General features: G+C 36.8%; 11 protein-coding genes. 9 read left to right on the top strand and 2 right to left on the bottom strand.

The window, feature by feature from the left end; all coding sequences use genetic code 11:
• The first annotated feature begins 469 nt into the window (after window positions 1–469).
• Entirely contained in the window at window positions 470–2017 is a 1548-nt protein-coding gene (locus STA7437_RS11355; RefSeq protein ID WP_015193527.1) for an ammonium transporter, read from the top strand.
• A gap of 85 nt (window positions 2018–2102) precedes the next feature.
• The gene (locus STA7437_RS11350) at window positions 2103–3311 is read left to right on the top strand and encodes a 4-hydroxy-3-methylbut-2-enyl diphosphate reductase (RefSeq protein WP_015193526.1); all 1209 of its coding nucleotides are present in this window, start codon (window positions 2103–2105) and stop codon (window positions 3309–3311) included.
• Between the two features lie 236 nt (window positions 3312–3547).
• Here the strand turns inward: STA7437_RS11350 and STA7437_RS11345 are convergent, their stop codons facing one another.
• Complete coding sequence (locus STA7437_RS11345) at window positions 3548–4483, bottom strand: Sll0314/Alr1548 family TPR repeat-containing protein (RefSeq protein ID WP_015193525.1); 936 nt, start codon at window positions 4481–4483, stop codon at window positions 3548–3550.
• A 312-nt stretch (window positions 4484–4795) separates the two neighbouring features.
• On the opposite strand from STA7437_RS11345, the gene STA7437_RS11340 reads away from it, so the two are divergent.
• From STA7437_RS11340 to STA7437_RS11310, 7 genes are all read left to right on the top strand, one after another.
• Window positions 4796–5452: an ABC transporter ATP-binding protein gene (locus STA7437_RS11340; RefSeq protein WP_015193524.1), complete on the top strand. Its 657-nt coding sequence runs from the start codon at window positions 4796–4798 to the stop codon at window positions 5450–5452.
• Window positions 5449–6189, top strand: a complete 741-nt coding sequence (gene rsmG / locus STA7437_RS11335; protein WP_015193523.1) for a 16S rRNA (guanine(527)-N(7))-methyltransferase RsmG — start codon at window positions 5449–5451, stop codon at window positions 6187–6189. The genes STA7437_RS11340 and rsmG overlap by 4 nt, the downstream gene beginning before the upstream one ends.
• An 84-nt stretch (window positions 6190–6273) precedes the next feature.
• Window positions 6274–6612 carry a cytochrome c6 PetJ gene (gene petJ, locus STA7437_RS11330; RefSeq protein ID WP_015193522.1) on the top strand — a complete coding sequence of 113 codons (339 nt, stop codon included), beginning with the start codon at window positions 6274–6276 and terminating at the stop codon, window positions 6610–6612.
• Window positions 6613–6700: 88 nt separating this feature from the next.
• Window positions 6701–7546 (top strand): prolipoprotein diacylglyceryl transferase, encoded by an 846-nt coding sequence (gene lgt, locus STA7437_RS11325; protein ID WP_041619966.1) that lies wholly within the window; start codon window positions 6701–6703, stop codon window positions 7544–7546.
• Window positions 7539–8339, top strand: coding sequence for a precorrin-4 C(11)-methyltransferase (gene cobM, locus STA7437_RS11320; protein WP_015193520.1), 801 nt, complete (start codon window positions 7539–7541; stop codon window positions 8337–8339). The genes lgt and cobM overlap by 8 nt, the downstream gene beginning before the upstream one ends.
• Before the next feature lie 263 nt (window positions 8340–8602).
• A complete protein-coding gene (locus STA7437_RS11315; RefSeq protein WP_015193519.1) occupies window positions 8603–10045 on the top strand; it encodes a cytochrome ubiquinol oxidase subunit I in 1443 nt (480 codons plus the stop codon).
• Window positions 10046–10057: 12 nt separating this feature from the next.
• Window positions 10058–11068 carry a cytochrome d ubiquinol oxidase subunit II gene (locus tag STA7437_RS11310; RefSeq protein ID WP_015193518.1) on the top strand — a complete coding sequence of 337 codons (1011 nt, stop codon included), beginning with the start codon at window positions 10058–10060 and terminating at the stop codon, window positions 11066–11068.
• A 70-nt stretch (window positions 11069–11138) separates the two neighbouring features.
• Here STA7437_RS11310 and recN read toward each other — a convergent pair whose 3' ends face one another.
• Window positions 11139–12908, bottom strand: coding sequence for a DNA repair protein RecN (gene recN, locus STA7437_RS11305; protein ID WP_015193517.1), 1770 nt, complete (start codon window positions 12906–12908; stop codon window positions 11139–11141).
• Between the last annotated feature and the right edge of the window lie 81 nt (window positions 12909–12989).

Below are 12989 nucleotides of genomic sequence, written 5' to 3'. Positions count from 1 at the left end.
AGTTCATTCGATTAACTAGTTGAATTGGATTTACATTTTATATACAATTTTGACTTGATTACTTAACCGTTACTTTATATTTTATTTAAGACTAATCACCGAAATAAAAAGTCTATATGTATCGTCATATACAGAAAAATTAATTAAAAAAGACAACTCTTGATCGTTGCGATTAATAGAGTAAAACTATTAGTCAGGACTTAAAAAAAATCTTGACTATATAGGGCTATTTTTTGTAAATTTTTCTCCTAAGACTAAAATCTAATTAACAAAAGGTTGGCTTAACGATAACTGTAAGGTAAACGAAACTGGCTTAATTTAAAACTAAACTTTTTGAGTAAGTCAGCCTAGTAAACAAATTTAGTCAAGTATACAAGTATAAATAGTCTGAGAATTTCTAGAAATTTGATCTAGGAAAGCTAATTAACCAACTGTTATCTATCAATAAACGCTAAATCGTAAACAGATTATGTTTCAAACAACTCTTAAAAAGAGAAAATCGCTCGACTTGAATCGGCGATCTAACACAAAATCATCTTCTTCATCTTATCTTGAACCTTTGCAAAGTGTCTTGAGGTTTTTTTCTCCTTACTGGCTTGCTTGTATTCCCTTAGCTGCGATTATCGTAGTTGTTTGGAATACAGCAGCAGTGGCTCAAGATGCTGAGGCTCTAACACCAGAACAGGTTCAAGGTGCTTTAAATGCTACTTGGGTTTTAATAGCTGCGATTCTAGTAATTTTCATGAATGCAGGATTCGCCATGTTAGAAACCGGATTCTGTCGTCAAAAAAATGCTGTTAATATTCTCGCCAAGAATTTAATTGTATTTGCTCTAGCTACTCTAGCTTACTGGGCAATTGGCTTTTCTTTAATGTTTGGGACTGGTAACGGTTTTCTTGGTGGTGGTGGCTGGTTTTTGGCTGGAGAGCCAGCAACCTATGGATTAGAACCATTTCCTACTGGTTTGCCTGTACCTTTATTTTTCCTATTCCAAGCAGCTTTCGCTGGTACGGCAGCTACGATTGTATCTGGGGCGGTAGCAGAACGAATTAAGTTTGTTGACTTTATTATCTTTAGCCTTTTATTAACTGCTATTTCCTATCCTATCACCGGACACTGGGTATGGAGTTCTAGTGGTTGGCTATTTAATCTTGGTTTTCATGACTTTGCTGGTTCAACTGTAGTTCACTCAGTTGGTGGTTGGGCTGCTTTAGTTGGTGCTGCATTCCTCGGTCCAAGAGAAGGTAAATACCAAAACGGTAGAATTAGTGCTATTCCTGGTCACAATATGAGTATTGCGACACTAGGTTGTTTAATTCTTTGGATTGGCTGGTTTGGTTTTAATCCTGGTTCGGCTTTAGCTGCCAATGAAACAGTACCTTTTATTGCGGTTACTACTAACTTAGCTGGTGCTGCAGGTGGCGTTACTGCTACCTTTACCTCGTGGATCAAAGACGGCAAACCTGACTTATCAATGGTGATCAATGGTATTTTGGCTGGTTTAGTTGGTATTACCGCAGGTTGTTATGTAGTTGACTACTGGGGCGCACTAATTATCGGTATAATTACTGGTGTTGTGGTTGTTTTCTCCGTTAGTTTCTTCGATTCAATTAAAATTGATGACCCTGTAGGTGCAACTTCAGTTCACTTAGTTTGTGGTATCTTGGGGACTTTAGCAGTAGGAATTTTTGCTAATCCTAATAATATTGCTCAAGGTGGTGCTGAAGGCGCGATCGCAGGATTACTTTATGGTGGTGGTGTAACCCAATTAATTAACCAAATTATTGGTATTTTAGCAGTTGGTGCTTTTACTATCATCTTTAGTGCGATCGCTTGGGGAATCATCAAAGCTGTCTTAGGTATGCGCGTCACTATCGAAGAAGAAATTAATGGTTTAGATATTGGCGAACATGGTATGGAAGCTTACAGTGGTTTTGTTAAAGAATCCGATGTAATTTCTGGTAGCACTAGTACTATTAGTGGTTCTAGCTCAATAGCTAGTAATACTGAATTCTAACCATCTCTACCAAAGTAGAAAAAAAGAATCGCCCGTATTTCAGCTTAGAATTATCTAAGATAGAAAGCGGGTTTTTTTAATCAAAATGGATACAAAAGCTTTTAAACGTTCACTACAACAATCAGAAAATTATCATCGTAAAGGTTTTGGACACGAAGCCGAAGTTACTGATGCTCTTAATAGCGAGTATCAAAGTAATTTGATTCAAACTATTCGCAATAATTCTTATCAATTAACCAAAGGAGATGTCACTATTCGTTTAGCAGAAGCTTTTGGTTTTTGTTGGGGAGTAGAAAGAGCAGTAGCAATGGCTTATGAAACCCGTCAACATTTTCCCACACAAAGAATCTGGATTACTAATGAGATTATTCATAATCCTTCAGTTAACCAGCGTTTGCGCGAGATGAAAGTCGGTTTTATTGATGTAATCGATGGCAATAAAGATTTTTCGGTGGTTCAATCTGGTGATGTAGTGATTTTACCTGCTTTTGGTGCTAGCGTTACCGAAATGCAATTGCTCAATGACCGAGGTTGTACCATTGTCGATACTACCTGTCCTTGGGTATCGAAAGTTTGGAATTCGGTAGAAAAACACAAAAAACGCGACTATACTTCTATTATTCATGGAAAATATAATCATGAAGAAACTATTGCTACTAGTTCTTTTGCCGATAAATATTTGGTAGTGCTTAATTTACAACAAGCTGAATATGTCGTTAACTATATTCTTTATGGTGGCGACCGCGAGGAGTTTTTAACTAAATTTAAAAATGCTTATTCTGAAGGATTTGATCCAGATTTAGATTTAGTCAGAATTGGGATTGCCAATCAAACTACTATGCTCAAAAGCGAAACCGAACAAATTGGTAAGTTGTTTGAACAGACAATGCTCAAAAAATACGGACCGATAGAATTAAATGAACATTTTATGAGCTTCAATACTATCTGTGATGCGACTCAAGAACGTCAGGATGCCATGTTAAATTTGGTTAAAGAAGATTTAGCTTTGATGGTAGTGATTGGCGGTTTCAATTCTTCTAATACTACTCATTTACAAGAAATTGCAATTGAACATGGAATACCCTCTTATCATATTGATAGCGTAGCTCGAATTGGTGAAGGAAATCGCATTGAGCATAAACCTTTGGGTAAAGATTTAGAAATTAAAGAAAATTGGTTACCAGAAGGTAAAATTACGATTGGAGTTACATCAGGTGCTTCTACTCCTGATAAAGTAGTTGCTGATGTGATTGAAAAGATTTTTGACCTTAAAGCTACCTTAGTAAGTATGTAGAAATTTCTGAAAGAAAATTGATTAAAATACTCCAAATGTGATTTAGATGGATTAGGGTACGGGTAGTTACAGCAGTTTTCGTTTTTGATAGAACACAGGTAATAAGTAAAAAGTGAGAAGCAGAAGGTAACTAACTAATAACTGATATGTGTTTTATTTAACCGAAAAACGCGGTAAGTCAGATTTCCAAATCTACTCATCTAATCCATTTATTTTGCTTTTGACTAACGTTCAGATTAATTTTTGGTTTTATTAGCAGTATTTGCTTGAATTTCTGCAATTTTTTCCTGAGTTTGACGCATTTCTCGACCCAAAGATTCGGTCACAAATTTAGGTAATTGGGCTGATTTAGAATTGGCGTGATTAAAATGATTCCAAGCGTCTTTTAAGACAGAAATGTCCTCTTTATTTTTGCCAATTTTTCTTAAAATTTGCCCTTTAAGGTAAAAAAGTTCGGGGTTTTCTGGAGCAAGACTTAATGCTTGATTGACAAATTTTAAAGCCTGGTCATATTGGTCTAAATCTCGATAAGCTACTGCCAATCCTCGGTCTACTAAATAATTAGGAGCAGCAAATTTTTCAAAGCGAGCAATTGCTTGTTCTGGACTAGAAAAAGGAAGATTAACTGCTAGTAATAAATCCATATATCCTTTAATTAAATTTAATTCTGGATCGTTAGGATCGTTTGCTTCGGCAGCATCAAGAAATTTAAATACTAACTGTAATTTATTAATTGCTCCAACAGGGCCTTCTTTTTCATAAATGTAAGCTCCATCCAAAAAATGTCCAACTGCTAGATAAAGATTGCCTCTAACTGGGTCTAGATTTTGTAATGCTTGAGCTTTTTCTAGAGTTTTGAGAGCGTATTTTTTAAGAGTTTCCCAATCTTCTTCTGTATAGGCTAAAGAAGCTTGCATAGCATAAACAAGAGGTTCATTAGCTTCTTTTGATTCTGCTAAAGTTAATTCTTGAGCAACTGTTTTATAATTACCTTGTAAAAAAATAATTTTGAATGCGGATTCAGTATGTTCGCCAATCTCACGAGCATTTTCAGTTCTAAAAGGATCTGCTGCTAAAATTGGATAATTTCCACTAATACAACCCATTCCAATTAGTAAAGCTGTAGCTAAATAAGCTTTTTTATAATTAATTAATCGAGTAAGTTTATTCATATTTTGGCGTTTCTAAATTAATTAAGATTGACGGAACTAGAATTTGTTAGTTCCATAAAACAAAAAAAAATCTTTTGCTTACTTTGAAAAAGTATTAATATATGTATTTTTTAGAGAAAATTAAATTGATAAAAGTTAAATTTTAAGTTGGTTTAAGAAAAAATATCAAATAGCAAAATATTAATATTAATAAGTAAAATAAAATAAGGATAAAATTATTTAAATTTGCTAGTTTTTTAATTAAAGCGATCGCTTTTCCAGACTAGGCAATTAATTTAATTGGCGACACATTATCTTTTCTATTATTAACTAATGCTTTCTCTCAAAAACCTGGTTTATCATCCTACAGCAACACCTATTCCCATCCTCAAAAAAATTAATTTGGAATTAGCTTCTCAAGAATTAGGTTTAATTATTGGACCTAGCGGTTCTGGGAAAACTACTCTACTAGAAATTTTAGCAGGGCTGGCAGAGAGAACAGGAGGGGATATTTACTGGCGTACTCAAGAACTTACTGCGCTTCATTTACAGCAACTAGCAGGGATTGTGTTTCAGTTTCCCGAAAGACATTTTTGCGGTAGTACCATTTTAGAGGAATTACGTTTAGGTCATCCCGAACTTGGTACAGAAAGAGTTAAAGAAGCTTTGAGTGAAGTAGGGTTAGATCATCTTTCTTTTCAAACTTCTCCTCACGATCTTAGTGGTGGACAACAACGTCGTTTAGCTTTAGCAGTTCAATTAATTCGTCAACCGAATATTTTGATGTTGGATGAACCAACGGCAGGTTTAGATTGGTCAATGCGGATACAGTTGACAAAGCTACTGGCAAAACTAAAAGAACATTGGACATTACTAGTTGTAACTCATGATGCTGGTGAATTAGCAAAAATTGCCGATCGCATTTGGAAAATTAACCACGGTGAATTAAAATCTATCGATCCAGGTAGCTTGAATAATCCACAAATATGAGGGAAATCAATCAAGAGAATTTGCCAGAAATGTCGGAAATTTGGCAAGAAACTCTACAATGGCAGCCGAATCATCGACAACAGCAATATTTTGTTCAAATTTATCAGGAAATTCTTCAAGGTAACCGCAAACTTAATCTGACTAGGATTACTTCGCCTGAAGAGTTTTGGGAAAAACATCTTTGGGATTCTTTGGCGAGTTTGTTAGATTTTCCTTTAGATACTCAGCTTAAACTCAATGTGATTGACATTGGCACAGGAGGAGGATTTCCAGGGTTACCGATGGCAGTAGTGTTTCCCCATTGGCAAGTTACTCTATTAGATTCGACTAGGAAAAAAATCGCTTTTTTAAGCAATTTAGCTACTAAAATCGGTCTTACTAATGTAAAAACTTTAGTAGCCAGAGCAGAAGTGATCGGACAACAAGCCCAACATCGAGAAACTTACGATTTAGCAACCATTAGAGCGGTGGGAACAGCTTCTGTTTGTGCTGAATATGCCCTACCTTTAGTAAAGTTGGGTGGTTTAGCCATACTTTATCGTGGACACTGGCAAGCACAAGATACTGAAGCCTTAGAATTGGTCGCTACTGAATTGGGTAGTAAAATTGAAGCGATCGCAGCCTTAACTACTCCGATTAGCCATAGCATTCGTCACTGTATTTATTTACGCAAACATTCTCCTACTCCTAAGCAATATCCCCGTGCCGTTGGTGTACCAAATCAGCAACCGCTTTGAATCAGTTACCAGTAGAGACGTTCCATGGAACGTCTGTACACCAGTTACCAGTTATCAGTTGAAGATTGATTGAGTTAATCCTAAATGATGAAAAAAATAATTAGTATTGCTTTAATTTTGCTATTATGTTCAGTTTTATTCTTTTCCAATTCGGTTTCTGCATCAGATTTAGATACAGGAGCCAAAATCTTTGAAGTCAATTGTGCTGGTTGCCATATCCACGGTGGCAATATCGTTCGTAGGGGAAAAAATTTAAAACAGAAAACATTGCAGAAAAATAAACTAGATTCAACAGAAGCGATCGCAACTTTAGTAACTCATGGTAAAAATAATATGCCAGCTTATCAAGACCGTCTTGAGTTAGCAGAAATAGAAGCAGTAGCAAATTATGTTCTTCAACAAGCCCAAGCAGATTGGAAATAAAAATAAGATCAAAATGATGGATAAGTGTGTATGCTGATATAGGATTTGGAGGCAAGATTGTCCTCCGTTATCTACTGTTCGCTCTATGATGATCTTTGGCTTTCAATTCCAATCTCCTGGTCCAATTTTAGTTGAATTTGGTCCGATCGCTATTCGTTGGTATGGTTTTTTAATTGCTTCAGCGGTTTTAATTGGCGTAACTCTTTGTCAATATTTAGCCAAACGTCGCGGTGTTAATCCTGATTTGTTAGGAGATTTAACCATCTGGTTAGTGCTTGCTGCGATTCCCTGTGCCAGACTTTATTATGTTTTGTTTGAGTGGGAAGAATACTCCCAAAGACCAGAAGATATTATTGCGATTTGGAAAGGTGGCATTGCTATTCATGGAGCAATCATTGGTGGTACGATCGCATCAATTATTTTTGCTCGTCTTAATAAAGTTTCTTTTTGGCAACTAATGGATTTAGTTGTTCCTGGTTTAAGTTTGGGTCAAGCGATTGGAAGATGGGGAAACTTTTTTAACTCTGAAGCTTTTGGTCGTCCTACTGATTTACCTTGGAAACTGTATATTCCTCCTAGTCGTCGTCCCTTAGACTATCTCAACTACGAATATTTTCATCCTACTTTTCTCTACGAATCTCTGTGGAATTTATTAGTTTTTGTCTTGCTGTTGTCGCTGTTTTTTTGGGGATTAAAAAATAAAGGCAAGTTACCTGTTGGGGCATTAGCTTGTATTTATCTTTTTAGCTATAGTCTCGGTCGAGTTTGGATTGAAGGGTTACGGACTGATAGTTTGATGCTTGGCCCGTTAAGAATTGCTCAAATTGTTAGTTTAAGCGCGATCGCTCTGAGTTTGTTAGGCTTAGTTTGGCTCTATTTGTGGAAACGTCCTCTTCCTGATGTAGTTTCTTCTTCGCGTAGGACTAATGGCTAATTTAAATTTTTCTTCTAATTCTCAAAGTTCTCTCAAACCTGGAGTTTATATTATTGGTGCGGGCCCTGGCGATCCTGAATTACTAACTATTAAAGCTTACAAAATTCTTCGACAAGCTGATGTAATTCTTTATGCTAATTCCTTAGTACCAAAGCAAATGTTACAGGATGTTCGTCCTGATGCTGAATTAATTCCGACAGGTAATAAAACTTTAGAGGAAATAGTTCCTCTGATGATCGAGCGAGTTAAGGCAAATTTAGTTGTAGTTAGACTCCATTCGGGTGATTTGAGTCTTTATAGTGCTATTAACGAACAAATACAAGCTCTAGCTGCTGCGGAAATTCCTTTTGAATTAATTCCAGGAATCAGTGCCTTTCAAGTTGCTGCTGCTAAACTTAGTACAGAATTAACTATACCTGAATTAGTTCAGACTATTATTTTAACGAGAGTCAGTGGTGCTGCCTCTGCCGTTCCTGAAACCGAAGAATTAGCTTCTTTAGCTGCTCATCAAGCTAGTTTATGTCTTTATTTAGCTGCTCGTCACGTTGAAATTGCCCAACAAAAATTATTACAACATTATCCTTCTGATACTTCTGTAGCAATTTGTTATCGTTTGGGATGGGAAGATGAACAAATGTGGGTTGTACCTTTAGAAAAAATGGTAATTGTATCCCAAGCTAATAATTTGATTCGTACAACTTTATATTTGATTAGTCCTGCTTTACAGAAAGCTGGTACAAGTCGTTCCCGTTTATATCATCCTCAGCATTCTCATTTATTTCGCCCGCGTTAATCAAAATTAGATATTACTAGGATTTAGGCAATCAGTTTAAGTCAGACAAATGCTGCTCAAATCATCCAAAATTTTTTTTATCAATCACTTTTGTAAAAGTAACTACGGAATATCTTTACTTCTTTTGCGTAATTTGTTTATTTAAGTATATAACTACAAAATCATTGTGAAGAAATACTAAGAAGATTGATTTTGTTATCTAAGATTAAAGTCATTGGGCTGATTAGGATTAGCTTTTTATCACAGACAGAGGAAATAAAAGCATGGAGTTTTTAGCTGACACAGTAATACTCTCACGCCTACAATTTGCCTTAACAGCTATTTTTCATATGCTCTGGCCAGTTTTAACTACTGGTATGGCAATTTATTTAATTGTGGTCGAGGGTTTATGGCTCAAAACTAGGAATAAAAACTATTACTATCATGCTCGTTTTTGGTCAAAACTCTACGTACTCAATTTTGGCATTGGGGTAGCATCGGGAATTCCCATGGAATTTCAATTTGGTACAAACTGGACTCCTTTTTCTCAGGCTGTAGGAGATTTTTTTGGCTCTGTTTTAGGCTTTGAAGCTTCGATGGCGTTTATGCTTGAAGCTGGTTTTTTAGGCATTATGCTGTTTGGTTGGGAACGAGTCCCGCCTGTGGTGCATTATTTTGCCACAATCATGGTGGCTTTGGGAGCAAATTTATCTATTTTCTGGATTTTAAGTGCAAATTCTTGGTTACAAACTCCTGCTGGAGGACAATTCATTGATGGTCACTTTGTAGTAAGCGATTACTTCCAGGCAATTTTTAATCCTTTTATGCTCAATAGTGTTCTTCATATGTTCTTTGCAACTTTGGAGACTTCGTTATTTGTCATTGGTGGAATTAGTGCTTGGTATATTCTGAATCAAAAGAATTCCGAATTTTTTGCTCTTTCTCTAAAAATTGTCTTGGCGATCGCGATCGCTGTTACTCCTCTACAAATTTACATTGGACATTTAAGTGGTGAACAAGTTTATCATCACCAACCAACTAAATTAGCAGCGATGGAAGCTCAATGGGAGACAATTCCTGCGGGAGAATCTCCTGCTTGGAGTGCGATCGCTATACCTAATGATCGAGCAGAAAAAAATGACTGGGAAATCTCTATTCCTGGTTTACTAAGCTACATCCTCGAAATCAAACCCCAACTCTCCGAACCCGTTTTAGGTTTAAAAGAATATGCTCCAGAAGATCGACCCCATCAAATTGGGTTGATTTATTATGCCTTTAGAATCATGATCGCGATCGGCTTTTTTTTAGCTGGTTTGATGGCACTAACAACTTTACAATGGTTACGAGGAAAGCTTTCACCAGACAAGATCACCCAACAACGCTGGTTACTTAGAATTTGGATGTTAGCTGCACCGTTAGGCTATATTGCCGTTGAATCTGGCTGGATTGTACGTTGTGTGGGTAGACAACCTTGGACGGTTTATGGAGAAATTCGCACGGTTGATGCTGCTTCTAATCTACCTGCTGCTAATGTACTTACCTCTCTGACTGCTTTTGCGATTGTCTACAGTATTTTGTTTGTTTTCGCGCTTTATTTTGGTAGTCGCATTATTCGGATTGGCCCTAACTTCAATTTACCCGTACCTGGAGAGGAAATTGCTGAAGAATTAGATACTACGCCAGCCGAACATCGTCCTGATAGTCGTCCTGTAGAAGCACAACAATAGTTATTTAGAATCATGGAATCTCTTCAATATTTTTTACCCCAGGTTTGGTTTTTCGTTTTGGCACTGTTTTTATTTCTTTATGTGATGTTGGATGGATTCGATTTGGGTGTAGGAATTCTCTCAATTACCGCATCTACAGAAGAACGTCGCGGAATGTTAATGACCAGTTTAGGCAATGTTTGGGATGCCAATGAAACTTGGTTGGTTTTGATGGGTGGTGCTTTATTTGGTGCGTTTCCTTTGGCTTATGGCACAATTCTTCAGGCTTTATACATTCCCGTAATGGTGATGATTTTTGGTTTAATTTTTCGCGCCGTCGCTTTTGAATTTCGTGAAAATGCTAGAACTAAGGTATTTTGGAATATTGCTTTTGGTGGTGGTAGTTTTTTAGCTGCACTGGGACAGGGTTTTGCTTTGGGAGCAATTTTACAAGGTATTGCGGTAGATGATGCTGGACACTTTATTGGTGGAACTTGGGATTGGTTAAGTTTGCGATCGCTCTTAACTGCTTTAACTTTGATTCAGGGTTATGTTTTGATTGGTTCGACTTATTTGATTACAAAAACAGAGGGAGATTTACAAGCTACTCATTATTGGACTGCTAGAATTTCGGCGGTAACCACGTTTATCGGTGCGGTTTATCTAACTATTACCACTCCGATCTTTTCTGAAAGCGCGCGAGCCAGATTGTTTGATCCTCCCCTTGTTTATATCTTTGCTTTAATTCCTTTATTGGGAGCTTTGTTAATCTTTTTGCTGCTCAGAAGTCTTTATTTACAGCAAGAAAAAAGACCTTTTGTGTGGACTTTATTGTTGTTTTTGGTGTCATTTATTGGTTTGGGGTTAGTTATTTTTCCCTATATCATTCCGACTCAAATTACAATTTATCAAGCTGCTGCCAGTCCTAGTTCTCTAGTGTTTATGATTATTTTTATCGGTTTTTTAATTCCTATTATGCTGGCTTACAACATTTATAACTATATTGTGTTTCGAGGCAAAGTTGTTAGTATTGAGCCAGAATAAACTGATAACTGATAACTGATAACTGATAACTGGTAACTGATAACTGGTAACTGATAACTGGTAACTGGTATTAACTAGTTTGGGTTTGTTGCTGACGGTAATTAGCAGCTTTATTGAGAAGAGAATCAGCAAAAGAAACAGCTTCATCGGCAGAATGTCCACCAGTTAATTGAGCTAATTCCTCTCGACGCATGAGATGATTTTCTAAAGTTTGAATTCTGATTACAGTACGCAGATCTGGCAAAGAAGAATCGCCATTTTGTAAAGAATAACTTGCCAGAGATTCTTCAATAATCTGTTTTTCTACTTTAAAATGAACATCTGCCATAGCAGCAATCAAAGGTTGATGGGTAACGCATAAAACCTGATGTTGTTGACTTAATTGGTGTAGTTTTTCGGCGATCGCTTGAGCTACTTTTCCTGATACTCCTGCATCGATTTCATCAAAAATTAGGGTACTAGAATGATTTTCTGCATCGGAGAAACAGGCTTTTAATGCCAAGAGAAAACGACTCATCTCTCCACCAGAAGCAATAATGGAAAGGGGTTGAACTTCTTCACCAGGATTGGGGCTAAAATAAAACACAACTTTGTCTATACCTTTAGCTGTAGCTGGGATTGGAATTAAACGACATTCAAAGACAACTTTAGCCATTGCCAAGGGTTTCAGTTCTTTAACTAACTGTTTTTCAAGTTTCTTGGCAGCCGTTTTGCGTAATTGAGTTAATTGAGTAGCAAGTTGATTATAATTAGCCTGGGCGGTTTGATATTCTGCTTCTAAAACTTCTATAGATTGACCGCTATCAGTCAGTTCAGCTAATTCTTGTTGAAGCTGTTGGTAATAAGCGATCGCATCGGCTAAATTGGGGCCATATTTACGGCAAATACGTTTTAATACTCTAATTCTTTCTTCTACCTCTGTCAGACGCTCTGGATCTGCTTCTAATCCTTCCCCATAACTATTAATTTGTTGTCCTGCCTCAACGATTTGATTGATGCCTGAGCGAACCATTTCTAAAATAGCGTCCAAATCGCGGTCATAATCGACCATTTCTAGTAAAGTAGATTCTGCTTGAGCTAATAAATCGGCTGCTGCTGGTTCTTCTGTATCGTTCTGATAAAGGATTTGATAAGTACGATAACTAAGCTGTTGTAAATCTACCACATGGGATAAGCGATCTCGTTCTTGTTCGAGTTGTTCTAATTCGTCTTCTTCGCTCAATTGAGCTTCTTGTAATTCTTTAATTTGATAGGATAAGATATCTTGCCTTTGTAATCGCTCTTGCTCCGATTGACGACGTTTTTCTAAAGCTTGCTTGGTTTGGAGACAAATTGCATAACTAGCAGTTACTTGTTCGCGCTGTTGCAATAAAGATTTACCACCATATAAATCCAACAATTCCCTTTGCATTTCAGGAATCAGGAGATTAACAGTTTGTCCTTGAGCGGTAATTTCCACCAAGCGATCGCGCAATTCGCTAATTACCTGACGATTAGCAACTACACCATTAACCCGACAACGAGAACGAAGATTACCATTATTATTGCTAATTTCTCGACTACAAACGACACTATCTTCATCCAGAGGCTCTAGTTCTTTTAGTTGTAGCCACTCGATCAGATGAGAGTCTACCTGGAAAGTTGCTTCAATAATTGCACGCTGACAACCAGCACGAATCATCCGATGATTAACCTTACCACCCAACGCCACATCAATAGCATCGAGAATAATTGATTTTCCTGCTCCAGTTTCCCCCGTCAGAACATTTAAACCTCGGTTAAAATCTAATTCTAAGCGGTCAATTAAAGCAAAATTACTAATTCTTAGACCTAATAGCATTTATAAAGAAATTATTTACTATACCCAGTTTGATTTTATTCAGAAGTTTAGTGTAGCGAAAGATAGCAAATAGAGCTTGTA

Source organism: Stanieria cyanosphaera PCC 7437 (assembly GCF_000317575.1).
GTDB lineage: Bacteria > Cyanobacteriota > Cyanobacteriia > Cyanobacteriales > Xenococcaceae > Stanieria > Stanieria cyanosphaera.
The sequence above is the reverse complement of the archived record's forward strand: the minus strand, read 5'-3'. Positions and strand labels throughout refer to the sequence as shown.